Origin of the sequence: Thioclava sp. F36-6, assembly GCF_002020305.1 — a bacterium.
In the GTDB taxonomy this organism is placed as follows: Bacteria; Pseudomonadota; Alphaproteobacteria; order Rhodobacterales; family Rhodobacteraceae; genus Thioclava; species Thioclava sediminum.
In genome coordinates this window covers 253,055-276,425 of the sequence record NZ_MPZX01000003.1, presented here as the reverse complement: position 1 = coordinate 276,425, position 23,371 = coordinate 253,055, and the positions used below count along the sequence as shown (strand labels likewise).

Here is a 23,371-nt window from a genome sequence, read left to right as displayed (position 1 = left end):
AAAATGGCCTAACTTGGCCTTGGTAAGAGTTCAGTAACGATTTCGCCCTGACGGTCAACCGCAAGGCGGCACATGCCGCCCGATCGCCGGGCGCGAGACAGCCACCCCGCGCCCGTGCCGCGCGGGACGAAGCAAGGGTGATTGAAATGGATCGCGAGACCGACAGCAACGCCGCATCCCCCGCCTCGGCCAAAGGTCGCCGGATCGGGAACGAGCTGCGCGCCTATTGGGAAGCGCTGCTGGCCGGCCGGCCGATGCCCGCGCGCGCCGATATCGATCCGCGCGGCATCGACCGCGCGCTGGAATTCGCCTTCATCCTCGAACGGGTCGCACCGGGCATGGGGCGGTTTCGTCTCGCGGGCCAGCATATTTGCGACCTGATGGGGATGGAGGTGCGCGGGATGCCCCTGACCTCGCTGTTCGCGCCCGAAGGCCGCAAGCAGATCGCCGATCTGACCGAGGCCGTCTTCGCGCGCCCCGCGATCGCCGAGGCGCAGCTGGTCTCGGAGGCCGGGATCGGCAAGCCGGGGCTGGCGGGCCATCTGGTGATGCTGCCGCTGACGGATGATTTCGGCGCGGTGACGCGGGTGCTGGGATGTTTCGTGGCAGAGCCTCTGCGCAATACGGGCGAGGCGGAAGACATCCACGATGCAGGCCGCGCCCCGCGCCGCTTCACGGTCACGGGCGCCCGGATCAAGCAGCTGGAGATGCCGCCCCAGCCCAAACCTGCCGGACGCGATTTCCGCGCCGCGCCCCAATTCGAGCAGCCCGCACCGATGCCCGCCAGTTCGGGCTTCGCCGAGGGCCAGACGCCCTACACGCCACGCCCAAAAACCCGCGCCGAGCATCTGGCAGAGATGACACCGGACGAGCGCCGCGCTATGTTCCGGGTGGTGCGTCAGGAGGGGTAGAGAAGCCCTCGCGCTGGCGCTCAGCTACAGCCCGCAACTTCCTATCACGCTTTGATTATTCTCTGCAGCGCCACACTTGAAAAAGGCCCGGACACAAAGGTCCGGGCCAATCAATCCGTTGAAACCTGCCGCAGCGCGGCGCGCGCTTATTGCGACGCGGCTTTCGCGAACTTGCGGCGGTCCTGCAGTTCCTCGGCGACGAGGAAGGCCAGTTCCAGCGACTGGCTCGCATTCAGACGCGGGTCGCAGGCGGTGTGGTAGCGCGAGGACAGATCGCCATCGGTCACGGCGCGCACGCCGCCGGTGCATTCGGTCACGTCCTTGCCGGTCATCTCGAAATGCACGCCGCCGGGGATCGTGCCCTCGGCTTTGTGGATCGCGAAGAATTCCTTCACCTCGCGCAGCACGGACTCGAACGGACGGGTCTTGAAGCCCGAGGCCGATTTGATCGTGTTGCCGTGCATCGGATCGCAGGACCAGACGACATTCGCGCCCTCGGCCTCGACCGTGCGGATCAGGCGCGGCAGGTGATCGCCGACATTGCCCGCGCCGAAGCGCGCGATCAAGGTCAGACGGCCCGCCTCGTTTTCCGGGTTCAGCTTCTCCATCAGCACCTTGAGGTCGTCCTCGGTGGTGGTGGGGCCGCATTTCAGACCGATCGGGTTCTGCACGCCGCGTGCGAATTCGACATGCGCGCCGTCGGGCTGACGGGTGCGGTCGCCGATCCAGAGCATGTGGCCGGTGCCCGCGATCGGCAGGCCGGAAGTGGAATCGATGCGGCAGAGCGCCTCTTCATATTCCAGCAGCAGCGCCTCGTGCGAGGTGTAGAAATCGACCGAAGCCAGCTCATGCGCGGTTTCCGAGGTCACGCCCGCGGCCCGCATGAAGTCCATCGCCTCCGAGATCTGATCGGCGACCTGACGATATTTCTCGGCGTCGTCGGCATCGGTGAAGCCCGCGATCCAGCTTTGTACGCGGTGGATGTCGGCGAAACCACCGGTCGAGAAGGCGCGCAGCAGGTTCAGCGACGCGGCCGCCTGCGTGTAGGCCTGCAGCATCCGGTTCGGATCGGGCAGACGCGCCTCCGAGGTGAATTCGAAGCCGTTGATGATGTCGCCGCGGTAGCTCGGCAGCTCGGTGCCGTCGATGGTCTCGGTCGGTGCCGAACGCGGCTTGGCGAACTGCCCCGCCATGCGGCCGACCTTGATGACCGGAACCTTCGCGCCCCAGGTCAGCACGACCGCCATCTGCAGCATCACCTTAAAGGTGTCGCGAATGTTATCGGCCGAGAATTCCCCGAAGGACTCGGCGCAATCGCCGCCCTGAAGCAGGAATGCCTCGCCGCGCGCGGCTTTCGCCAGCTCCGCCTTCAGCGTACGTGCCTCGCCCGCGAAGACCAGCGGCGGCATCCGCGACAGCTGTGCCTCGACAGCGTTCAGCGCCCCCTGATCGGGATAGTCGGGCATCTGAACCCGCGGTTTCGCGCGCCAGTCCGATTTGCTCCAACCCTTGCCCATCTGATCCTCCAAAAGCGTGGTCGTTTCATTCGGCGCCGCTTATAGACGGCGCGGGTCAGGGAAACAAACCCGAAATTGCATTTCCGCACGCCTGCGGGCCCCTCCGTAAGTTCCCCCTCTTGCGGCGGGCCCCAATTTCCTGTTTCGGTGATTCACCACAGATGACGGATTGACGACATGCCTGATCCCCGCCCCACCCGTCGCCCAGCCCCTTCGCAGGGGATGATCCGGATCGCCCCGGACGCGCGCCAGCGCTCGGTCGTCTTCATGCTTCTCGACCGGTTCACGATGATGGCCTTCGCCAGCGCCATCGAGCCGCTGCGCCTCGCCAACCAGGTTTCGGGCCGCACGCTTTATACGTGGAAACTGGCCTCGGAAACCGGCGAGGATGTCACCTGCTCGAACGGCACGACCTTCCGTACCGATATCGGGCTGGAGGAACTGGGCCGCGATACGATGGTGCTGGTCTGCGGCGGCATCGACGTGGCCGAGGCGGTAACCAAGCCGCTTTTGAACTGGCTCCGGCGCGAGGCGCGGCGTGGCGCGACGATCGGGGGCCTGTGCACCGGCTCTTATGCGCTGGCCCGCGCAGGGCTGCTCGACGGCAAACGCGCGACGATCCACTGGGAGAATGTCGACGCCTTCGCCGAGGATTTCCCCGATATCGAGCTGACCAAGGGCGTCTTCGTGATCGACGGCAACCGGGTAACGACGGCGGGCGGCACCGCCTCGATCGACCTGATGCTGCGGCTGATCGCCCGCGATCACGGCGAAGAACTGGCCAATACCGTCGCCGATCAGCTGATCCATTCCTCGATCCGCTCGGATCGCGACACGCAGCGGCTGTCGATTCCCACCCGGATCGGCGTGCGCCACCCCAAGCTCGCACAGGTCATCGGCCGGATGGAGCGCAATATCGAAGACCCGATCAGCCCCGCGACGCTCGCGACCGAAGTGGGCATGTCCGCGCGCCAGCTGGAGCGGCTGTTCCGTCGCTACCTCAACCGCTCGCCGAAGCGCTACTACATGGAATTGCGCCTGCAAAAGGCGCGTAACCTGTTGATGCAAACGGAAATGAGCGTGATCAACGTGGCCATGGCCTGCGGCTTTGCGAGCCCATCGCATTTCTCGAAATGCTACCGCGCGCATTACCAGACCACACCCTACCGTGAACGCGGCGCGAGCGCTGCGGGCGAAAAGGAAAGCCTGGACTCCACCGTGGATTTAGGGCCGGAAGACTCGCTCGACTGAAAATTGCGCAATCTCCCCCCGCGGCTTTCACGAATTTGCACATAACCCCAAATTGCCGTTACGTCGCATTGCGCGCACCTTGACCTTCGGGTCCGTTTTTCGCGTCATCGCCCCACTCGCGGTTCTTCACATTTGACAAACCGCGCACTAACCTCGCGCAAGAACGCGAGTTCCAACACGGGAGTGAACACATGAAAAAACTGCTTCTGGCTTCGGCTGCGATCGCGCTTGGCGCGACTGGCGCATATGCCGATGACGTGAAGATGGGCGTCCTGCTGGGCTTTACCGGCCCGCTTGAATCGCTCGCCCCGCCGATGGCGCAGGGTGCCGAGATGGCGATCAAGGAAGTCTCCGATTCCGGCAAGCTGCTGGGTGGCGACACCGTGACCGCAGTCCGCGGCGACTCGACCTGCGTCGACGCAGCAGCCGCGACCGCGGCAGGCGAAACGCTGGTCACTACCGACAAGGTCGCTGGCATCATGGGCGCAATGTGCTCGGGCGCGACCACCGCTGTCCTGCAAAACGTCGCCATGCCGAACGGCGTCGTGATGATCTCGCCCTCGGCAACCTCGCCGGCACTCTCGACGCTCGAAGATGATGGCCTGTTCTTCCGCACCGCTCCGTCGGATGCGCGTCAGGGCGAAGTCATGGCCGACGAGATCCTCGAGAAGGGCATCAAGAACGTCGCCGTGACCTACACCAACAACGACTACGGCAAGGGTCTCGCCGACAGCTTCGAGAAAGCCTACAAGGCCAAGGGCGGCAGCGTCACGATCTCGGCCGCGCACGAAGACGGCAAGGGCGACTACTCCGCTGAAGTCGCCTCGCTCGCTTCCGCAGGTGGCGACGCGCTCGTCATCGTCGGCTATATCGACCAGGGCGGCTCGGGCATCCTGCGCGGCGCACTCGACACCGGCGCCTTCGAGACCTTCGTCTTCCCCGACGGCATGGTCAGCCAGACGCTCGAAGACAATTTCGGCTCGGAAATCAACGGCTCCTTCGGCCAGCTTCCCGACTCGGCAGGCGACGGCATGAAGACCTATCTCGGCATGGCCGAGAAAGCCGGCTTCGACGGCTCGTCGGCTTATTCGGGCGGCGCCTATGACGCAGCGGCTCTGATGCTGCTGGCGATGCAGGCGGCGGATTCCACCGACCCGAAAGTCTACAAGGACAAGGTCATGGAAGTCGCGAACGGCCCCGGCGAGAAGATCTATCCCGGCGAGCTGGGCAAGGCGCTCGACCTGATCAAGGAAGGCAAGCCGGTCGACTATGAAGGCGCGACCGCCGTCAACCTGATCGGCAATGGCGAAGCCGCGGGCACCTTCCGCGAAATCGCGATCAAGGACGACAAGATCGAGACGGTGAAATACCGCTAAGCGGTCATCAGAGCTGAAGCAGCCCGGAGCGATCCGGGCTGTTTTCAATTATAAAACAACAAGATGCGGCGTGAAGCTAACGCGCCTACAACTCAGGGGACCCTATGATCCGGGTTGAAAACCTAGTCAAATCCTTCGGCGGATTCCGCGCGGTCGATGGCGCGAGCCTCGAAATCGCGACCGGCTCGATCACCGGGCTGATCGGCCCGAACGGCGCCGGCAAATCCACGCTCTTCAACGTCATCGCAGGCGTGCACGAACCCACCGCGGGCCGTGTCACGATGGATGGCGAGGACATCACCGGGCTTGCCCCGCACGAGCTGTTTCACAAGGGGCTGCTGCGCACCTTCCAGATCGCGCATGAATTCCCCTCGCTCACCGTGCGCGAGAACCTGATGATGGTGCCCACCGGTCAGGCGGGCGAAACGCTCTGGAACACATGGTTCGGGCGAAAACACATCCGCGACGAGGAAGCGGCGCTTCTGAAGAAGGCCGATGAAGTGCTTGATTTTCTGACGATTTCGCATCTCAAGGATGAGAAGGCGGGCAACCTCTCGGGCGGTCAGAAAAAGCTTCTGGAGCTGGGCCGCACGATGATGGTCGAAGCCAAGATCGTCTTCCTCGACGAGGTCGGCGCGGGCGTGAACCGGACGCTTCTGAACACGATCGGCGATGCCATCGTGCGCCTCAACAAGGAGCGCGGCTACACCTTCTGCGTGATCGAACACGACATGGATTTCATCGGCCGCCTCTGCGACCCGGTCATCGTGATGGCCGAGGGCAAGGTGCTGGCCCAGGGGTCTGCCGATCACATCATGGAAAACGAGGCCGTCATCGAGGCCTATCTCGGCACCGGGCTGAAGAACAAGGTCAAGGCCGAGGAAACGGCCGAGACCGCCGCCCATGAAGACCACGGCGCGCAGCCCGGTCTGGGTGACGAAGCCGGCAAAGGGGGTGCCCAATGAGCTATCTCAACGCCTCCAACATGACCGGCGGCTACGGCAAGGCCGACATCCTGCACGACTGCACGCTGACCGTCGAAAAGGGCGAGATCGCCGTGATCGTCGGCCCCAACGGCGCGGGCAAATCCACCGCAATGAAGGCGGTCTTCGGCATGCTCGGCCTGCGCGAAGGCAAGGTCACGCTCGACGGGCAGGACATCACCGGCCTCTCGCCCCAGGACCGCGTTAAGAAAGGTATGGGCTTCGTCCCGCAGGTGAACAACGTCTTCCCGACCATGACGGTCGAGGAAAACCTCGAGATGGGCGCCTTCATCCGCGACGACGATTTCCGGGGCACGATGGATCAGGTCTTCGATCTGTTCCCGATCCTGAAGGAAAAGCGCCGCCAGAACGCGGGCGAGCTGTCCGGCGGGCAGCGTCAGCAGGTGGCCGTGGGCCGCGCGCTGATGACCCAGCCGAAACTGCTGATGCTCGACGAGCCGACCGCGGGCGTCTCGCCCATCGTGATGGACGAGCTGTTCGATCGCATCATCGAGGTCGCCCGCAGCGGGATCTCGATCCTGATGGTCGAACAGAACGCCCGACAAGCCCTTGAGATCGCGGATAAAGGCTATGTCCTCGTGCAAGGCGCGAACAAATACACCGACACTGGCGAGGCCCTTCTGGCCGACCCGGAAGTCCGCCGCACCTTCCTGGGGGGCTGAGGAATGGAACTCATCAACGCGCTTGTCGCGGTTACCAATTACGTCATCATCCCCGCCACCGCCTATGGCGCGCAGCTTGCGCTCGGCGCACTCGGGGTCACGCTGATCTACTCGATCCTGCGGTTCTCCAACTTCGCCCATGGCGACACGATGGCCTTCGGCACCGGGGTCGTGATCCTGATCACCTGGGGTTTCCAGGCGATGGGGATCAGCTTCGGCCCGCTGCCGACCGCCCTTCTCGCCCTGCCCTTCGGCATCGCGGTCACCGCGGCGCTGATGCTTGGCACGGACAAGGTCGTTTACCAATATTACCGAAAAGTCAGGGCCGCGCCCGTGGTCATGGTCATGGTTTCGGTCGGCGTGATGTTCGTGATGAACGCGCTCACGCGCTTCCTGATCGGCGTCGACCAGATCAATTTCGACGACGGCACGCGCTTCGTCATCAACGCCCGGCAATGGCGCGACATGACGGGCCTGCACGAGCCGCTGACGCTGCGCTCGACCCAAGTTATCACCGTCGTCACCGCGATCATCACCGTGGCCGCGCTGTTCTGGTTCCTCGGCAAGACGCGCACCGGCAAATCCATGCGCGCGTTTTCCGATAACGAGGATCTGGCGCTGCTGTCGGGCATCGATCCGAACAAGGTCGTGGCCGTCACCTGGATCATCACCGGCGCGCTCGCGACCATCGCAGGCACGCTCTACGGGCTCGACAAATCGTTCAAAGCCTTCACCTATTTCCAGCTTCTGCTTCCGATCTTCGCCTCGGCCATCGTCGGCGGCATCGGCAACCCGGTGGGCGCGATCGCGGGCGGCTTCGTGATCTCCTTCTCGGAAGTGGGCCTCACCTACGCGTGGAAGAAGGTCGCGACCTATCTGGTCCCGAGCTGGGAGCCGGACGGCCTCGTCCAGCTTCTCTCCACCGACTACAAATACGCAGTCAGCTTCACGATCCTGATCCTCGTCCTGATCTTCAAGCCGACCGGCCTCTTCAAGGGGAAAATCGTATGAGCAGCAATCGTCAGGCTGGCGAGACCAGCCGTCTCCGCGCCCCCCTCTTCTTCGCCATCATGGCCGCGCTCATCCTGCTCGAGGGCTTCACCTCCGGCTGGAACTCGGCGCTCGGCATTCTCAACATGGGGCTTCTGTCGGCGATCATGGCGCTCGGCGTGAACATGCAATGGGGCTATGCGGGCCTGTTCAACGCGGGCGCGATGGGCTTCCTCGCGCTTGGCGGCCTCGCCCCGGTGCTGATCTCCATGCCGCCCACCCCCGGCGCCTTCTCGGGCGGCGGTCCGGGCATCATGGCGGCCTTCTTCGTGGCCATCGTCGCGGTTCTCGCGGCGGTCTGGATCTGGCGCAATCTGCGCGGCAAGACGCGCGGCCTCGCCGTGACCGCCGTGCTGGTCGTCGGCTTCTTCACCTATCGCTGGCTGTTTGATCCGGCGGTCGAGGTGATCGAGGCGATCAACCCCTCGGCGCAGGGCAACCTCGGCGGGCTGGGCCTGCCGACGCTGATCTCCTGGCCCGTGGGCGCAGTTCTGGCCGCAGGCGCGGCCTGGCTGGTCGGCAAGACCGCCCTCGGCCTGCGCTCGGACTATCTCGCGATCGCCACGCTCGGCATCGCAGAGATCATCGTCGCGATCCTGAAGAACGAGCAATGGCTCGACCGGGGAGTTCTGAACGTCAACGGCATCCCGCGCCCCTGGCCGGTGCCCTACGAGATCGACCTGCAGAACTCGCCCGACTTCGTCGCGCAGATGCAGGCTTGGAGCCTCGACCCGCAGCTGGGCTCCACCATCGCGGTGAAGCTGGCCTTCCTCGTTCTGTTCGTGATCGTCATCCTCGCGCTGATCTGGCTGACCGAGATGTCGCTGAAATCGCCCTGGGGCCGGATGATGCGCGCGATCCGCGACAACGAGATTTCGGCTGCGGCAATGGGCAAGAACGTCACCCGCCGCCACCTGCAGATCTTCGTGCTGGGCTCGGCGGTGATCGGGCTTGCGGGCGCGATGATGATCTCGCTCGACGGGCAGATGACGCCGACTTCCTACAACCCGCTGCGCTACACCTTCCTGATCCTCGTGATGGTGATCGTGGGCGGCTCGGGCAATAACTGGGGCTCGATCCTGGGTGGCGTGCTGATCTGGTATGTCTGGGTCAAGGCAGGCGACTGGGGCCCGGATATCATGGGCGCGCTGGCGGCACCCTTCCCCGATGGCGGGCTCAAGGATCACCTGATCCAGTCGGCCCCGCATATGCGGATGCTGGTGATGGGGATCATCCTGCTGATGGTGCTGCGCTTCAGCCCGCGCGGGCTCTTGCCGGAGAAATAAAAATGAGGGGCTCTGCCCCTCGCCCGTTCCGGGCTCACCCCGGGATATTTCTTCCAAAACGAAGACAGGACGCGCGCCCCGAAAGGAGGCGCGCGTTTTTCGTTACTCCTCGCCGCCGTCGAATTGGGCGACGCGGGCGCCCGCCTTGTTCGTGGTGACGACGCCGAGCGATTTGAGTTTGCGGTGCAGCGCCGAGCGCTCCATGCCGACGAAATTCGCGGTGCGCGAGATATTGCCCCCGAAGCGGTTGATCTGGGTGAGCAGGTATTCGCGCTCGAACAGCTCGCGCGCCTCGCGCAAAGGCAGCGTGGCGAGCGCGCCGCCCAGAACGATGCGCCCCTCATCCGCCGGGCGTTCCTGACCGGGCAGCTCGCGCGCCTCAATCGCGCCCGTGCCTTCGCCGAGGATCAGCACCCGCTCGATCACGTTGCGCAACTGGCGAACGTTGCCGGGCCAATCCATCGTCTGCATCAGCGCCGCGGCCTCTTCCGAGATCTCACGCAGCGGCAGGCCCTGGGTCTCGTTGAAGCCGCGCAGGAAATGGTCCGCCAGAAGCGGCACGTCCTCGCGCCGCTCCGACAGCGGCGGCACCTCGATCGGCACCACGTTCAGCCGGTCGTAGAGCTCCTGCCGGAAAAGACCCTCGCGGATCTGCGTCATCAGATCGCGGGTCGTCGACGAGATCACCCGCAGATCGACGCGGACCTTGTCGGCCCCGCCCACGCGCAGGAATTGCTGTTCGGTCAGCACGCGCAGGATTTTCGACTGCGTGCCGAGCGGCATCTCGGCCACCTCGTCGAAATAGATCACGCCGCCATGGGCCTGTTCCAACAGGCCCTTCTCGACGCCGCGCTCTGGTGTTTCGCGCCCGAACAGCACCTCTTCCATCCGGTCGGGCTCGATCGAAGCGGAATTCACGGTGATGAACGGCCCCGCCGCACGGGTCGAGAACTGGTGGATGTAGCGCGCGGCCATCTCCTTGCCCGAGCCCGGCTCGCCCGTCAGCATCACCCGGCCGTTCGACTTGGTCACCTTGTCGAGCTGATCCTTCAGCCGCCGGAACGCGGCCGAGTCGCCGATCATCTCGCCCGAGGACATGTCGCGGCGCTTGAGCGTCGAGTTCTCGCGCCGCAGCCGCGCCGTCTCCATCGCGCGCGAGATCACCACCATCAGCTGGTCGATGTTGAAGGGCTTCTCGATAAAGTCGTAGGCGCCCTGCTTGATCGCCGCCACCGCGATCTCGATATTGCCGTGGCCCGAGATGATGATCACCGGCACGTCCGGGTTGTCGCGCTTGACCGTCTTGAGGATGTCGATCCCGTCCATCTTGCTGTCCTTCAGCCAGATATCGAGGATCATCAGCGCCGGTTCCTGCGCGTTGATCTCGTCCATGCACTCGTTGGAATTCGCCGCGAGGCGTGTCTTGAAGCCTTCGTCGCGCAGGATGTCGGCGATCAGCTCGCGGATGTCTTTCTCGTCGTCGACGATCAGAATGTCGCTCATGTCACTTCCCCGGGGGCTTCGCCCCTCTCCTTGATGGCTCTGAGCGCTGCTCGGGCGCGTGGGAGCCTGATTTCGGCGAGCGCCCCGCGATGGGCACCCTCTGCAAAGGCGGGCGCATCGCTCAGGGTCAGCGTTCCACCATGTTCCTCAATGATCTTCTTGACGATGGGAAGGCCCAGCCCGGTGCCTTTCTCGCGCGTCGTCACGTAAGGCTCGAACAGCCGCGAGCGGTCGGGCGGCAAGCCGATCCCGTTATCCGCGATATGGATCGTCACATGCTCGGGCGCGACCTGCATATCGAGGCGAACCTCGGGCGCGAAGCCTTCTTCCACGTTGCCTTTTTCCGTATAGGACTCAATCGCTTCGCCAGCATTCTTCACAAGGTTCGTCACCGCTTGCGAGATCATCGTCGCGTCCAGCTCGACGATCACCGGCTCACTCGGGACATCCGTCACCAGCTTCGCGCCATGCAGGCTGTCTTGCTGCAGGGTCGCGGCGTCGCGCACCAGCTGCGCCAGATCGTGATCGGCGCGGTCGGGTTCCGGCATCCGGGCGAAGCGCGAGAATTCATCAACAATGCGCCGCAAGTCATTGGTTTGCCGCACAATCACGCCGGTGAGCTGATTGAGCGTTTCAAGATCTTCGCCCTCGGTCATCTTGCCGAATTTGCGCTTGATCCGCTCGGCCGAAAGCTGGATCGGCGTGAGCGGGTTCTTGATCTCATGCGCGATGCGTCGCGCCACGTCGCCCCACGCCGCCATCCGCTGCGCGGAGACCAGATCGGTCACATCCTCGAAGGCCACCACATAGCCCTCGGGCGTGCCCAGATCGTTGCGGCGCACCGCCATGCGCACCAGCAGGCTTTCCAGCCGCCCACCGCGCGAGACCCGGATTTCCTCTTGCGCGACCTCGTTAAGTCCGTCCTGCAAGCGATTGTAAAGCCCAACGAATTCCGGAACGGCGGTCGAGAGCTCGCGGGCATTGTCACGCGCACTATCAAGCGCCAGCAAGGTCATCGCCGCCCGGTTCACGAAGTCAATGCGCCCATCGGCATCCAGCCCGATCACCCCCGAAGTCACCGAAGACAGCACGGAATCGAACATCCGCCGACGCTCCTCGGTCTCGCGGTGGTTCTCGATCAGGGCCATGCGCTGACCCTTCAACTGTCCGGTCATCCGGTTGAACGCCTCGCCGAGGGTCGCGATTTCGTCGTCGCCCTCGGCCTCGATGACCCGCGCATCCAGATCGCCCGAGCCGACGCGCTCTGCCGCGGCAGCAAGCCGCCCGATGGGGCGCGACAGGCGCTCGGCGAACCACAAGCCCATCCAGAGCGCGGCGAGGATCAGGATCAGCGCAAAGCCGAAATAGAGCAGCCCGAATTCGAAAATCACCCGGCCGCGTGCGCTTTCCAATTGCTGATAGAGCGTCACCGTCTCGCGCGTTTTATCGAGCAGCGCGAGGATCTGCCCGTCTACCTTGCGCGAGATATAGAGATAGCGGTCCACAAACGCATCGAGCCGGATCAGCGCGCGCAGTTCCGAGTTCGGCCAATCCTCGATCAGCACCGTCTCGCCCTTCTGGGCCTCGACGATGTCGCGCGGAGAAGGCTCTTCGTAGTCAAAGAGATAGGAGCGATCGCCCCGCGCGACGATCCGGCCCGTGCCGTCGATCACATAGGCCTCTTTCACGCCGCGCTGGATGCCCGCCTGCCCGGTGATCAGCAATTCGCGCAGTTCGCCATCCGACATGAAGGTCGAGGCCTGCCGCCGCAGATTGAGGAAATTCGCGAGCGCCCGGCTATCCTGCACAAGATCGCGCTTATGCTCGGACTGATACGCCTCGGCGGCCTGAAGCGACGTGCCCACGACCGAGCGCACGCGATCCGAGAACCAGCCCTCGAGACCGATATTCACCGTGAGGAACGCGAAGACCGCGACGAGGATCGTCGGCACCAGCGCGATGCCCGCGAAAACGCCCGTCAGGCGCAGGGTCAGCCGCGATCCGGCGGAATGGGCGCGCCTTGCGGCGATGATCTGCACCAGCCGCATCAGGATCAGACCGGCGAGTAGCAGGAAATAAACGAAATCGGCGAGCAGGATCAGGCGCAGCGCGGTGCTGTCCGCCCCCTGTCCCAAGGGCCCTAGGACTATAAAAGTCGCAATCGCGAGCGCCGGGCCCAAAACGACCAGACCGAAGGTAAACAGGTTGCGCACCCGCTTCTGGCGGCGAAAGCGCGCCAAACGGTCCCAGCCTGAGCGATATGCCGTGCTGCCCTGCACTAATGCCCCCTCATTCCAGACCGTGGCTCGCGAATCCGTGTGAACGGAAAAGCCACAGCCCCCTGTTGCGGGTTTACATCAGTTTGCGGCGGCGTGTCACCTGAATATCCAGATCGGTGATCTTTTTACGCAACGTATTGCGGTTGATGCCGAGCAAATCGGCACATCTGGCTTGGTTGCCACCGGTCGCATCGAGCGCGATTTCGATCAGCGGCGCCTCCATTTCCTTCAAAATCCGGTCGTAGAGGCCCGGCGGCGGCAGCGTGCCGCCGTGAAGGTCGAAATAGCGCCGCAGGTGGCGCGCGATGGAGGCCGAGAGCTTCTCGCCCTCGCCGCCTTGGCGCAGCGGTTCGATCGCGGGCTGGTTGCCCAGCACGAATTCGGCCTCGGCGCGGGTGATTTCTTCCTCGGGCGAGGTCACCGCGAGACGGCGGATCGTGTTCTCCAGCTGGCGCACGTTGCCGGGCCAGGAATAGGCGCGCACGAGTTGCAGCGCCTCGGGCGTGAAGCGGCGCAGGCCCAGCCCGTCGCGCTCGGCGCGGGCGAGGAAATGCTCGGCCAGAAGCGGGATATCCTCGACCCGCTCGCGCAAGGACGGCACGTTCAGCGTCACGCCGCCCAAGCGGTAGAACAGGTCCTGACGGAACTTGCCCGCCTCCATCAGCCCCGCGAGGTCGATCTGTGTCGTCGCCATGATCCGCGGCGCGGGATCGGGCAGCGCGTCGAGCATCCGCACGATCCGCGCCTGAGTGTCGTCGTCGTAATCGCCAACCTCATCGAAGACGAGCGAGCCACCCTTGGCCTTCGCCACCAGCGCCGCCGGGCCGTCCGCGCCCTGCAGATCACCCGCCTGCGCCACCACGAAGGGCAGCGTGCGGCGATCGGAGAAATCGTGAATAGCCTTCGCGATCAGGGACTTGCCCGTGCCGCTCTCACCCGCGATCAGCACCGCGAGATCGGCATTCATCACCCGTGCGACAAGCCGGTAAAGCTCCTGCATCGCCGGGGTCCGCCCGACCAGAGGTAGATCGCCCGCATCGCCGCCACCTTCGATCTCGCGCGGGGCGGTCGGGCTGCGCCGCTTCTGCTCCAGCGCCTTTTGCGCGCGCTTCATCAGGTCCGGCAGATCGAACGGTTTGGGCAGATAGTCGTAAGCCTCGGCCTCGGCGGCCTGGATCGCGGTCATGATCGTGTTCTGCGCCGAAATCACGATGACCGGCAGGCCCGGACGCTCCTCGGAGATTTTCGGCAGCGCCTCCAGCCCGTTTCCGTCAGGCATGATCACATCCGAGATCACCAAGTCGCCTTTGCCCTCTTCGACCCAACGCATCAGCGTCACCAGCGAGGCAGTGGCATGAACCTTACAGCCCGCCCGGGTCAGGGCCTGGGTCAGAACGGTGCGGATTGTGCGATCGTCATCCGCGACAAGTACGGTGCCGTCCATGGATCAGGCCTCCTTTGGCGCAACGGGAAGTGAAATGCGAAACCGGGTCTTTCCCGGGACCGAGTCGAGCGTGACCCAGCCGTCGTGATCGTTGATGATCTTCGAGACAAGCGCGAGACCAAGTCCCGTGCCGTTCTCACGGCCCGAAACGAAGGGCTCGAAGATCTCGTTGGAAATTTCCGGCGGAATGCCGGGGCCGTCGTCGATGATCTCGATCTGCAGCGGCAGAGGCTGCCCCGATCCATCGGCGCGGCGCAGACGCAGGCTGTGTTCGTAGAAGGTACGGATCTTGATTTCTCCATTCCCTTCCGAGGCTTCTGCGGCGTTCTTCAACAGGTTCAGGAAGACTTGAGTCAATTGATCCGCATCGCCCAGCGTCGGCGGCAGCGAGGGATCGTAATCCTCCTTGATCGTCATATGCGCACCGAAGCCGACGCCTGCGGATTTGCGCGCGCGGTCGAGCACATCATGGATATTGACCGGCTTCTTCTCGGGCGCGCGGACGTTGCCGAACTGTTCCACCTGCTCGAGCAGCTTCACGATCCGGCGCGTCTCGTCGACGATTAAGTCCGTCAATTCAAGGTCTTCTCCGGACAAGTTCATGCTCAGAAGCTGGGCCGCGCCAGCGATCCCGGCAAGCGGGTTCTTGATCTCATGGGCCAGCATCTCCGCCATGCCGATGGCCGAGCGCGCCGCCGATTTCACGAGGCTCGCGCGGCCCAGCCGATCAGCCAGCTCGCGCGGCTCGATCAGCAGCAGCACCCGGTCGGGGTCTTCGCCCACGGGGGCGGCTTGCAGATTGCATTGCACCGGGGCTTTCTCGCCCGTCGTCAGCTCGACATCGTTAACGAAAAGCGAGGCGCGGTTCTTCCGAACCCGGTAGAAGATTTCTTCCAAAGGCGCGGAAATCGCGAGCCTTTCGCCGATCGCCTTACCTCTCAGCGCCTTGGCGGACAGGTTAAGGAACAGCTCGGCGGCCGGGTTCACCTCGTCGACAAGATCATCGCCATCGATCAGCAAAGCCGGGGTCGGAAGCGAGGTCCAGATAATGCCGGGGGCCGGAAGGTTCATGCGGCGCACCTTTCCCCGAAAGCGCGCTCGATCAGCGACAAGGTCGCCTCCGGCGTCTGGCTGACCATCATCTCGGCGCGCAGCGGCGCATTCGCCGCCTCGCAATACCAGCCCAGATGCTTGCGCGCGAGACGCAGCCCGAGATCACGTCCGTAGAAACTCAAGATCGCCTCGTAATGCTCTGAAATGTAATCGCAAAGCGCATTTCCGTAGGGAACCTGCGGCTTCGGCGATCCGAAGATTTCGTGCCCGATTTCAGCCAGCCGCCACGGCGCGCCCTGCGCCCCGCGACCGACCATCACACCCGCCGCGCCCGATTGCGCAAGCGCTGCGCGGGCGGAGCTCGCATCGACCACATCGCCATTGGCGATCACCGGGATCGAGACCGCGTCGACCGTCTCGGCAATCGCTTCCCAATCGGCGCTGCCCTTGTAGAACTGCATCCGCGTGCGGCCATGCACGACGATCATTTTCACGCCCGCAGCCTCGGCCCGGCGCGCGATCTCGGCTGCGTTATGCGTGTCGTCACACCAGCCCAGCCGCATCTTCAGCGTCACCGGCAGGTCGACCGCGCCCACCGTCGCCTCGATCAACCGCAGCGCATGATCGGGATCGCGCATCAGCGCCGAGCCCGACGCCCCGCCCGTCACCTTCTTGGCCGGACAGCCCATATTGATGTCGATGATCCGCGCGCCCATGTCCGCGACCATCTTCGCGGCCTCCGCCATCGGCTCGGGCTCGCGCCCGGCGAGCTGCACCGAGGTCGGCAGCTCCAGCCCCATCTCGACCCGTGCTTTCGCGCGCACCGAGGGTTTCGCAGTCAGCATCTCTCCCGACGCCACCATCTCGGACACGACGAGACCCGCGCCGAAACGCGCCACCATCCGCCGGAACGGAAGGTCGGTGATCCCGGCCATGGGCGCGAGAAAGACCGGCGGGGTCAGTGTGATGTCGTCGAGAACCAAAATCTTCGGCACGGAGGTGTCCTGTCACTCGTCTTCCTTCGAATTAGGCGTTTGACCAAAGAATCACAATTGCGTCCACCCCTTTTTAGGTGGGAAAATCAGCATCCGCCTATTTTTTAATCACCTAACTGTGGCCAGTTGTCACATCGCGCGACGTATCGCGTCCAGCGGCACCGATTGCGCAAAGCCGCGTCTTCGCCTAAGCCCTTGGGCGATCAGGGAGCCGCCATGAGCAACGCCATCATCATCGTCGCCGCCGGGCGTGGCACCCGCGCTGGCGGAGAAACCCCGAAGCAATGGCAGAGCCTCGCGGGGCAGCCGGTGCTGGCCCATACCGTTGCCGCTTTCAAAGGCATCGGGCGGATCGTGGTCGTTCTGCATCCCGAGGACATGACGCGCGGCATCGCGCAGTTTCAGGGCGAGGTCGCGCTTTGTGCGGGCGGTGCGAGCCGCGATGCCTCGGTGCGCAATGCGCTGGAGATGCTCGAGGGCTCGGGCGTCGAGAAGGTGCTGATCCATGACGGCGCCCGCCCGCTGGTGAGCCGCGCGGTGATCGACGGCGTACTCGACGCGCTCGACAACGCACAGGCCGCAGCGCCCGCCTTGCCCGTTTCGGACGCGCTCTGGACCGGCGAGAACGGTCAGGTCACCGGCACACAGGATCGCAGCGGGCTCTACCGCGCGCAGACCCCGCAGGGTTTCGATTTCGACGCGATCCTCAGCGCCCATCGCGCCCATCCGGGCGGGGCTGCCGATGACGTGGAAGTGGCCCGCGCGGCCGGTCTTTCGGTTGCGATCACGCGCGGCTCGGAAGACAATCTGAAGATCACCTACCCGGAGGATTTCGCCCGGGCCGAGAGACTGTTGGGAGACAAGATGGATATCCGTTTGGGCCATGGCTACGACGTGCACGCGTTCGAGCCGGGCGATCATGTGACGCTGTGTGGGGTCACGGTGGCGCATGACAAGAAGCTCAAGGGGCATTCCGATGCTGATGTGGGCATGCACGCGCTGACCGATGCGATCTATGGCGCGCTGGCCGAGGGCGATATCGGGCGGCATTTCCCGCCATCGGACCCGCAATGGAAAGGGGCCGCGTCGGAGATTTTCCTCGACCACGCGGTGAAACTGGCCGAGACGCGGGGCTTTCGTCTGGGCAATGCCGATGTCACGCTGATCTGCGAGCGCCCCAAGATCGGCCCGCATGCCGCCGAAATGGCGCAGGCTCTGGCGCGCATCATCGGGATCGAGCCGGGCCGGATCTCGGTCAAGGCCACCACCTCCGAGCGTCTAGGTTTCACCGGGCGCGAGGAAGGCATCGCCGCCATCGCCACCGCTACATTGATCAAGGAGTAACCCCATGCTGCGCGTCCTCAACACGGTCGGATTTGTCGGCTTGCTGAAACCCGCGCCGGGCACCTGGGGGTCGCTGGTCGCCGTTCTGGTCGGCTGGGCGATCGAGCATTACCTGGGCTTCATCCCGCTGGTGATCGCCACCATCGCGGTCACCGCGCTCGGCTTCTGGTCGGTGCGCGCGCAGCTGGGCGACAGCGCCGACGACCCTTCCGAGATCGTCATCGACGAGGTGGCGGGCCAATGGGTCGCGCTCCTCTTCCCGGCCTTCGGCTTCTGGCAGCGCGGTCTCTCCACGGGCGTCGATCTGCACATGGTCTGGCCCGGCCCGGTCGCGGCGTTCCTGCTGTTTCGGCTGTTCGACATCTGGAAGCCGTGGCTCGTGGGCCGCGCCGATCGCCGCCATGACGCGACGGGCGTGATGCTGGATGACATCTGGGCCGGGGTCTTCGCCGGGATCGTGTCGATCATCCTCGCAGGCCTCTACCACATCGTCTTTCTGGGCATGATGGGATGAGCCGCGCGTCGGACGTTCTCGACGCCTGCAAGGCGCGCGGCCTGATGGTCGCGACCGCCGAGAGCTGCACCGGAGGGATGGTCGCCGCAGCCCTTACCGATATTCCGGGATCGTCCGCGGTCGTGGAGCGCGGCTTTGTCACCTACACCAATGACGCCAAACGCGAGATGCTGGGCGTCAGCGCGGAAAGCCTCGACGCCCACGGCGCGGTCTCCGAGCCTGTCGCGCGCGAGATGGCCGAGGGCGCGCTGAGCCACTCCCACGCCCAGATCGCCGTCGCGATCACCGGCATCGCGGGCCCCGGCGGATCGGAATTCAAACCCGAGGGCCGCGTCTGTTTCGGCCTCGCGCGCGAGGGCGCCGAAACCCAAGTCGAGACGGTCGAATTCGGCGCACTCGGCCGCGACAAAGTGCGCGAAGCGGCCCGCGATCACGCGCTCGCCCTGCTGCTGTCGGCGGCGCAAGCCTGACTCCAAACCGCCCACGTCATAAGCACACGCACCCCGCACCGCCCATTTTTCGCGCAGTTACAAAAGTGACGCGCGAATAGGCGGGTTTTGCGCAAAATGTCTCTTTATTGCGCGCGGCGCTTATGGCCCCTGCCCTCCAGAGGGAATTTCGAGGAGGATTTGTCGAGATGGAAGCGGGGATGAACGCGGCCGATACCGCGTGGATCATGGTGGCGACGGCGCTGGTTTTGCTGATGACGCTGCCGGGGCTGGCGCTGTTTTACGGCGGGCTCGTGCGGGCGCGCAACGTGCTGTCGATCTTCATGCAATGTTTCTCGATTGCGGCGCTGATGAGCGTGCTGTGGCTGTTGTTCGGCTATTCGATCGCCTTCGGGGACGCCAATGGATATTGGGGCGGCTTGGGTAAATTCGCGCTGCTGGGCATCACGCCGGACACGCTGTCGGGCTCGATCCCCGAGATCGTCTTCTTCGCCTTCCAGATGACCTTCGCGATCATCACGCCCGCGCTGATCGTCGGCGCCTTCGTGGAGCGGATCAACTATGGCTTCGTGATGGTCTTCACCGGCCTTTGGATGCTGCTGATCTACGCGCCCGTCGCGCATTGGATCTGGGGCGGTGGCATCATGTCCGATGGCGGTATCTGGGGTGCGGTCGGCACCAAGGATTTCGCGGGCGGCATCGTGGTGCACGAAACCGCAGGCCTCGCGGCCCTCGTGCTGGCGCTGATGATCGGCCCGCGCGTGAAGCGCACCACGCCGCCGCATAACCCCGGCATGGTCGCGATGGGCGCAGGGCTGCTCTGGGTCGGCTGGTTCGGCTTCAACGGCGGCTCTGAACTGGCGGCAGACGGCGTGGCCGGCATGGCGATCACCGTCACCCATATCTCCGCCGCGGCCGCCTCGCTCAGCTGGGCGCTGTGGGAGCGCATCAAGTTCGGCCGCGCCTCGATGGTGGGCCTCGTGACCGGCACGATCGCGGGTCTGGCCTCGATCACCCCGGCCTCGGGCTTCGTCGGTCCGATCGAGGCGCTGGTGATCGGCTTCGCCGCCGGGATCATCTGTCAGGAATTCGTCGTGCTGATCCGCGAGAAGCTGCATGTCGACGACAGTCTCGACGTCTTCGCGGTCCACGGCGTGGGCGGCATCTTCGGCACGATTATGATCGCGGTCTTCGGACATGGCAGCTTTGTCGCCCAACTCGGCGCGCTGGCCGTCGTCGGCGTGTTCACCGTCGCGGGCAGCTGGGTTCTGGCGATGCTGGTGCGGCTGGTCTTCCCGCTTCGCGTGAGCGACGAGCACGAGACCAACGGGCTGGACCTCTCCACCCATGGCGAGCGCGCCTATGACATGAACTCCTGATCGCAGGGGTTTGACCCGAAATGGAAAAGGCCGCCCCCGAAGGGCGGCCTTTTTCGTAGAACGTAAGGCGAGATGCCCTCAGCCCTTCGGCCCATACAATTCCTCGGCGCGTTTCTCGAAGGCGCGCACGATCCGCTGCATCGCCTCGTTGAAGACGACCCCGATCACGCCCTGCAGGATCGCGTTCTTGAACTCGAAATCGACGTGGAAATCGACCTCGCAGGAGCCGTCATCGCGATCGGACATGCGCCAATGGCTGTGCATGTATTTGAACGGCCCGTCGAGATATTCGGTCTCGATATGGTGCTCCTCGGGATGCAGCACCACGCGCGAGCCGAACTTCTCGCGGAACACTTTGAACGAGATCACCAGATCGGCCAGCATCAGGATCGAGCCGTCCGGGCGTTCCTCGCGCGAGCGCACGCGGGCTGCCGAATTCCACGGCAGGAATTTCGGATAGCTCCCCACATCGGCCACCAGATCGTAGATCTGTTGCGCGCTATAGGGCATGACCCGGTTCTCGTGATGCTTAGGCATGTCTCTCCCGTTTTCTTGCGCCTCTTGATGCGCTAAAGCTAAGCCCGAGTTCAAGCCCTACAACCCGTTTCGAGGCCCGACATCATGACGCAGCGCCCCTATGTGATCGACCAGATGATTTCGGCCAAACAGATCGCGGCCCGGGTCGAGGAATTGGCCGCCGAGATCACCCGGACCTTCAAGGGCACCGACAAGCTGGTCGTGGTGGGGCTGCTGCGCGGCTCCTTCGTGTTCATCGCCGATCTGGTGCGCGAGATCGACCTGCCGGTGGAGGTCGATTTTCTCGAGGCGTCGAGCTACGGCGACGCGATGACCAGCTCGCGCGAGGTGCGCATCCTCAAGGACCTGCGCGCAGGCATCGAGGGGCGCGACGTGCTGGTGGTCGAGGATATCGTCGATACCGGCTTCACGCTGCATCACGTCATGGGCATGCTGCGTGCGCGCAAACCGGGGCGGATCGAATGCTGCGCGCTGCTCGACAAACCCTCGCGGCGCGAGGTCGATGTGCGCGCCACCTGGACCGGCTTCGAGATACCCGACGAATTCGTCGTGGGCTACGGCATCGACTTCGCGCAGCGCAATCGCAACCTGCCCTTCATCGGCAAGGTGCGCTTCACCGAGGATGCTTCGTGAATTACACGTGGCTGCTGCGCATGGCGCGGTGGGCACGCCGCCCGCCGTCGATGACGCAGGTGAAGATCGTGGCCGTCGTGGCGCTGGCCGTGATCGCGATCGTGGTGATTGAGAAGCTGGGATATTGGCCGGACTGGGCGACGGTGAACCCGCGTGCCCTGCGCGCGCCCAGACCTTAAAGTCGCGGCCTCTCTTCGGGCTTGCCAAAAATATCTCGGAAGGCTCGCAAAGCGAGCGGGGGCAGAGCCCCCGCCACGCCAGTTTTTACAGCGACGAAATGCGCAGCAGACGCGCGATCTCGCCGACGATGCCGCGGCGGAACAGCAGCACACAGGCAATGAAGGTGCCGCCGATCACGACCTGCACCCACGAGCCGATGCCCGACAGGAAGTGCTGCAGCGTGACCACGATGAACGCGCCCACGACCGGACCGAGGATCGTGCCCATGCCGCCCAAGAGCGTCATCAGGATCACCTCGCCCGACATCTGCCAATGCGCGTCCGTCAGCGAGGCGAACTGGAACACCAGCGCCTTGGTCGAGCCCGCAAGCCCGGCCAGACCCGCCGAGAGCACGAAGGCCAGCAGCTTGAAACGGTCCACGTTATAGCCCAGCGACAGCGCGCGCGGCTCGTTCTCGCGGATCGCCTGCAGCACCTGACCGAAGGGCGAATGCACGATGCGGTAGATGGCGAGGAAGCCGACGATGAAGACGGCCGCCACGAAGTAATACATCGTGATCGGATCGCTGAGGTTGAAGATGCCCAGCAGGTTGCCGCGCGGGATGCCCTGCAGGCCGTCCTCGCCCCCGGTGAAGGGCATTTGCAGCGCGAAGAAATACACGATCTGCGCGAGCGCGAGCGTGATCATCGCAAAGTAAATACCCTGCCGGCGGATCGCGAGCGAGCCCACGACCCAGCCCATCGCAGCGGCCGCGAGCGTGCCTGCAATGATGCCGAGGATCGGCGGGAAGCCCCAGACCTTCAGCACATGGCCCGCCACATAGGCCGCACCGCCGAAGAAGGCGGCATGGCCGAAGCTCAGCAGGCCGGTGAAGCCGATCAGCAGGTTGAAGGCCGCCGCAAACAGCGCAAAGCACAGCAGCTGCATCACGAAGACCGGGTAGAGGAAGAACGGGGCCACCGCGAGGAAGCCCAGCAGCACCACCCAGAACACCGCCTGCACCATGCGGCCGCGCTTATGGGTCTCGGGGCTGACGTCGTCCTGTTCGAATTCGCCGATTTCGCTCGTCGTACTTGTCGTATTGCTCATGTCTTCACCCTCACCCTTGACGTCCGAAGAGGCCCGACGGGCGCACAAGAAGCACGATCACCATCAACAGGAAGATCACCGTGTTCGCAGCGGGCGCGTAGAAGACCTTAGTCACGCCCTCGATCAGCCCCAGAGAGAAGCCGGTAATCACCGCCCCCGCAATCGAGCCCATGCCGCCGATCACGACGACCGCGAAGATCACGATGATCAGGTTCGCCCCCATCAGCGGGCTGACCGAGTAGATCGGTGCCGCCAGCACCCCTGCGAGACCCGCAAGGCCGGTGCCGAAGCCGAAGGTCAGCATCACCATCAGCGGCACATTGATCCCGAAGGCTTTCACCAGCTCGGGGTTCTCGGTGCCTGCGCGCAGCCGTGCGCCGATCCGGGTCCGCTCGATCACGAACCAGGTCACGAAACACACCACGATCGAGAAGACGATCACGAAGAGGCGGTATTTCGGGAACATCATGAAGCCGAGATTGGTCACGCCCTTCATGCTCTCCGGCATCCCCGGATAGGGCGTGCCCGACGCGTTGAAGAAGTTGATGAACAGGCCCTGCAGCACCAGCGTGATCCCAAAGGTCAGCAGCAGCGAGTAGATCGGGTCGAGCTTGTAGAGCCTGCGCAGCAGGAAGCGCTCGATCAGCATCCCGAAACAGGCCACCAGGATCGGCGCGAGGATCAGCGCCGGCCAGAAGCCGATATGCAGATCCGCCATGCCGATCCACTGACCGACATAGGAATACATGATCAGCGCGAGGAACGCGCCCAGCATATAGAGCGCGCCATGCGCGAAGTTGACCACGTTCAAGAGGCCGAAGATAACCGCGAGCCCGAGGCTCAGCATCGCGTAGAACACGCCGTTGTTTAGGCCCAGCATCCCCTGGGCAAGAATAAGTCGGATCATCGGATCCA

General features: G+C 64.3%; 22 protein-coding genes. 13 read left to right on the top strand and 9 right to left on the bottom strand.

What is annotated here, in order from left to right; all coding sequences use genetic code 11:
- Positions 1–146: 146 nt before the first annotated feature.
- Positions 147–911 (top strand): PAS domain-containing protein, encoded by a 765-nt coding sequence (locus BMI88_RS15560; RefSeq protein WP_078550212.1) that lies wholly within the window; start codon positions 147–149, stop codon positions 909–911.
- 146 nt (positions 912–1,057) lie between these two features.
- On the opposite strand, the gene BMI88_RS15555 is transcribed toward BMI88_RS15560, so the two are convergent.
- Positions 1,058–2,428 carry a 3-deoxy-7-phosphoheptulonate synthase class II gene (locus tag BMI88_RS15555; RefSeq protein WP_078520777.1) on the bottom strand — a complete coding sequence of 457 codons (1,371 nt, stop codon included), beginning with the start codon at positions 2,426–2,428 and terminating at the stop codon, positions 1,058–1,060.
- A gap of 222 nt (positions 2,429–2,650) precedes the next feature.
- On the opposite strand from BMI88_RS15555, the gene BMI88_RS15550 reads away from it, so the two are divergent.
- The 6 genes from BMI88_RS15550 (at position 2,651) to BMI88_RS15525 (ending at position 9,057) form a co-directional block, all read left to right on the top strand.
- Positions 2,651–3,679: a GlxA family transcriptional regulator gene (locus tag BMI88_RS15550; RefSeq protein ID WP_108722344.1), complete on the top strand. Its 1,029-nt coding sequence runs from the start codon at positions 2,651–2,653 to the stop codon at positions 3,677–3,679.
- A 191-nt stretch (positions 3,680–3,870) separates the two neighbouring features.
- Positions 3,871–5,055 carry an ABC transporter substrate-binding protein gene (locus BMI88_RS15545; protein ID WP_078550210.1) on the top strand — a complete coding sequence of 395 codons (1,185 nt, stop codon included), beginning with the start codon at positions 3,871–3,873 and terminating at the stop codon, positions 5,053–5,055.
- Between the two features lie 104 nt (positions 5,056–5,159).
- Positions 5,160–6,020 (top strand): ABC transporter ATP-binding protein, encoded by an 861-nt coding sequence (locus tag BMI88_RS15540; RefSeq protein WP_078540797.1) that lies wholly within the window; start codon positions 5,160–5,162, stop codon positions 6,018–6,020.
- The gene (locus tag BMI88_RS15535; RefSeq protein WP_078540796.1) at positions 6,017–6,721 is read left to right on the top strand and encodes an ABC transporter ATP-binding protein; all 705 of its coding nucleotides are present in this window, start codon (positions 6,017–6,019) and stop codon (positions 6,719–6,721) included. Before BMI88_RS15540 ends, BMI88_RS15535 begins: the two co-directional genes overlap by 4 nt.
- Positions 6,722–6,724: 3 nt before the next feature.
- Positions 6,725–7,732, top strand: a complete 1,008-nt coding sequence (locus BMI88_RS15530; RefSeq protein WP_078550208.1) for a branched-chain amino acid ABC transporter permease — start codon at positions 6,725–6,727, stop codon at positions 7,730–7,732.
- Entirely contained in the window at positions 7,729–9,057 is a 1,329-nt protein-coding gene (locus tag BMI88_RS15525) for a branched-chain amino acid ABC transporter permease (RefSeq protein WP_078550206.1), read from the top strand. The genes BMI88_RS15530 and BMI88_RS15525 overlap by 4 nt, the downstream gene beginning before the upstream one ends.
- Before the next feature lie 102 nt (positions 9,058–9,159).
- On the opposite strand, the gene BMI88_RS15520 is transcribed toward BMI88_RS15525, so the two are convergent.
- The 5 genes from BMI88_RS15520 to dusB form a co-directional block, all read right to left on the bottom strand.
- Positions 9,160–10,560: a sigma-54 dependent transcriptional regulator gene (locus BMI88_RS15520; protein WP_078550204.1), complete on the bottom strand. Its 1,401-nt coding sequence runs from the start codon at positions 10,558–10,560 to the stop codon at positions 9,160–9,162.
- The gene (locus tag BMI88_RS15515; RefSeq protein ID WP_246831904.1) at positions 10,557–12,839 is read right to left on the bottom strand and encodes a PAS domain-containing sensor histidine kinase; all 2,283 of its coding nucleotides are present in this window, start codon (positions 12,837–12,839) and stop codon (positions 10,557–10,559) included. The genes BMI88_RS15520 and BMI88_RS15515 overlap by 4 nt, the downstream gene beginning before the upstream one ends.
- Positions 12,840–12,912: 73 nt before the next feature.
- The gene (locus BMI88_RS15510; protein WP_078550200.1) at positions 12,913–14,283 is read right to left on the bottom strand and encodes a response regulator; all 1,371 of its coding nucleotides are present in this window, start codon (positions 14,281–14,283) and stop codon (positions 12,913–12,915) included.
- 3 nt (positions 14,284–14,286) lie between these two features.
- Entirely contained in the window at positions 14,287–15,354 is a 1,068-nt protein-coding gene (locus tag BMI88_RS15505; protein WP_078540791.1) for an ATP-binding protein, read from the bottom strand.
- Positions 15,351–16,331, bottom strand: coding sequence for a tRNA dihydrouridine synthase DusB (dusB, locus tag BMI88_RS15500; RefSeq protein WP_281478276.1), 981 nt, complete (start codon positions 16,329–16,331; stop codon positions 15,351–15,353). The genes BMI88_RS15505 and dusB overlap by 4 nt, the downstream gene beginning before the upstream one ends.
- Positions 16,332–16,547: 216 nt before the next feature.
- Between dusB and BMI88_RS15495 the strand changes: the two genes are divergently transcribed.
- The 4 genes from BMI88_RS15495 to BMI88_RS15480 all read left to right on the top strand — a co-directional run bounded on the left by BMI88_RS15495 (position 16,548) and on the right by BMI88_RS15480 (position 20,017).
- Positions 16,548–17,675: a bifunctional 2-C-methyl-D-erythritol 4-phosphate cytidylyltransferase/2-C-methyl-D-erythritol 2,4-cyclodiphosphate synthase gene (locus BMI88_RS15495; protein WP_078550197.1), complete on the top strand. Its 1,128-nt coding sequence runs from the start codon at positions 16,548–16,550 to the stop codon at positions 17,673–17,675.
- A gap of 4 nt (positions 17,676–17,679) precedes the next feature.
- Positions 17,680–18,189 carry a phosphatidylglycerophosphatase A gene (locus BMI88_RS15490; protein ID WP_078550195.1) on the top strand — a complete coding sequence of 170 codons (510 nt, stop codon included), beginning with the start codon at positions 17,680–17,682 and terminating at the stop codon, positions 18,187–18,189.
- Positions 18,186–18,659, top strand: coding sequence for a CinA family protein (locus BMI88_RS15485; protein ID WP_078550193.1), 474 nt, complete (start codon positions 18,186–18,188; stop codon positions 18,657–18,659). The genes BMI88_RS15490 and BMI88_RS15485 overlap by 4 nt, the downstream gene beginning before the upstream one ends.
- A gap of 179 nt (positions 18,660–18,838) precedes the next feature.
- Positions 18,839–20,017 (top strand): ammonium transporter, encoded by a 1,179-nt coding sequence (locus BMI88_RS15480; protein WP_078550701.1) that lies wholly within the window; start codon positions 18,839–18,841, stop codon positions 20,015–20,017.
- Between the two features lie 78 nt (positions 20,018–20,095).
- Here BMI88_RS15480 and BMI88_RS15475 read toward each other — a convergent pair whose 3' ends face one another.
- A complete protein-coding gene (locus BMI88_RS15475) occupies positions 20,096–20,554 on the bottom strand; it encodes a type II toxin-antitoxin system RatA family toxin (protein WP_078550191.1) in 459 nt (152 codons plus the stop codon).
- An 84-nt stretch (positions 20,555–20,638) separates the two neighbouring features.
- Here BMI88_RS15475 and hpt point away from each other — a divergent pair, with 84 nt between their 5' ends.
- Both hpt and BMI88_RS15465 read left to right on the top strand, forming a co-directional pair.
- Positions 20,639–21,187: a hypoxanthine phosphoribosyltransferase gene (hpt, locus tag BMI88_RS15470; RefSeq protein ID WP_078520791.1), complete on the top strand. Its 549-nt coding sequence runs from the start codon at positions 20,639–20,641 to the stop codon at positions 21,185–21,187.
- Positions 21,184–21,366: a hypothetical protein gene (locus BMI88_RS15465; RefSeq protein WP_078550189.1), complete on the top strand. Its 183-nt coding sequence runs from the start codon at positions 21,184–21,186 to the stop codon at positions 21,364–21,366. Before hpt ends, BMI88_RS15465 begins: the two co-directional genes overlap by 4 nt.
- Before the next feature lie 85 nt (positions 21,367–21,451).
- Here BMI88_RS15465 and BMI88_RS15460 read toward each other — a convergent pair whose 3' ends face one another.
- Together BMI88_RS15460 and BMI88_RS15455 are read right to left on the bottom strand one after the other, a co-directional pair.
- The gene (locus BMI88_RS15460) at positions 21,452–22,372 is read right to left on the bottom strand and encodes a branched-chain amino acid ABC transporter permease (RefSeq protein WP_078550699.1); all 921 of its coding nucleotides are present in this window, start codon (positions 22,370–22,372) and stop codon (positions 21,452–21,454) included.
- A gap of 94 nt (positions 22,373–22,466) precedes the next feature.
- A complete protein-coding gene (locus BMI88_RS15455; protein ID WP_246831903.1) occupies positions 22,467–23,363 on the bottom strand; it encodes a branched-chain amino acid ABC transporter permease in 897 nt (298 codons plus the stop codon).
- Between the last annotated feature and the right edge of the window lie 8 nt (positions 23,364–23,371).

Bases quoted from the DNA above. Each gene is read 5' to 3' on its own strand.
- BMI88_RS15560 (WP_078550212.1), top strand. From the start codon at position 147: ATGGATCGCGAGACCGACAGCAACGCCGCATCCCCCGCCTCGGCCAAA.
- BMI88_RS15555 (WP_078520777.1), bottom strand. From the start codon at position 2,428: ATGGGCAAGGGTTGGAGCAAATCGGACTGGCGCGCGAAACCGCGGGTT.
- BMI88_RS15550 (WP_108722344.1), top strand. From the start codon at position 2,651: ATGATCCGGATCGCCCCGGACGCGCGCCAGCGCTCGGTCGTCTTCATG.
- BMI88_RS15545 (WP_078550210.1), top strand. From the start codon at position 3,871: ATGAAAAAACTGCTTCTGGCTTCGGCTGCGATCGCGCTTGGCGCGACT.
- BMI88_RS15540 (WP_078540797.1), top strand. From the start codon at position 5,160: ATGATCCGGGTTGAAAACCTAGTCAAATCCTTCGGCGGATTCCGCGCG.
- BMI88_RS15535 (WP_078540796.1), top strand. From the start codon at position 6,017: ATGAGCTATCTCAACGCCTCCAACATGACCGGCGGCTACGGCAAGGCC.
- BMI88_RS15530 (WP_078550208.1), top strand. From the start codon at position 6,725: ATGGAACTCATCAACGCGCTTGTCGCGGTTACCAATTACGTCATCATC.
- BMI88_RS15525 (WP_078550206.1), top strand. From the start codon at position 7,729: ATGAGCAGCAATCGTCAGGCTGGCGAGACCAGCCGTCTCCGCGCCCCC.
- BMI88_RS15520 (WP_078550204.1), bottom strand. From the start codon at position 10,560: ATGAGCGACATTCTGATCGTCGACGACGAGAAAGACATCCGCGAGCTG.
- BMI88_RS15510 (WP_078550200.1), bottom strand. From the start codon at position 14,283: ATGGACGGCACCGTACTTGTCGCGGATGACGATCGCACAATCCGCACC.
- BMI88_RS15505 (WP_078540791.1), bottom strand. From the start codon at position 15,354: ATGAACCTTCCGGCCCCCGGCATTATCTGGACCTCGCTTCCGACCCCG.
- BMI88_RS15495 (WP_078550197.1), top strand. From the start codon at position 16,548: ATGAGCAACGCCATCATCATCGTCGCCGCCGGGCGTGGCACCCGCGCT.
- BMI88_RS15490 (WP_078550195.1), top strand. From the start codon at position 17,680: ATGCTGCGCGTCCTCAACACGGTCGGATTTGTCGGCTTGCTGAAACCC.
- BMI88_RS15485 (WP_078550193.1), top strand. From the start codon at position 18,186: ATGAGCCGCGCGTCGGACGTTCTCGACGCCTGCAAGGCGCGCGGCCTG.
- BMI88_RS15480 (WP_078550701.1), top strand. From the start codon at position 18,839: ATGAACGCGGCCGATACCGCGTGGATCATGGTGGCGACGGCGCTGGTT.
- BMI88_RS15475 (WP_078550191.1), bottom strand. From the start codon at position 20,554: ATGCCTAAGCATCACGAGAACCGGGTCATGCCCTATAGCGCGCAACAG.
- hpt (WP_078520791.1), top strand. From the start codon at position 20,639: ATGACGCAGCGCCCCTATGTGATCGACCAGATGATTTCGGCCAAACAG.
- BMI88_RS15460 (WP_078550699.1), bottom strand. From the start codon at position 22,372: ATGGTGCAGGCGGTGTTCTGGGTGGTGCTGCTGGGCTTCCTCGCGGTG.
- BMI88_RS15455 (WP_246831903.1), bottom strand. From the start codon at position 23,363: ATGATCCGACTTATTCTTGCCCAGGGGATGCTGGGCCTAAACAACGGC.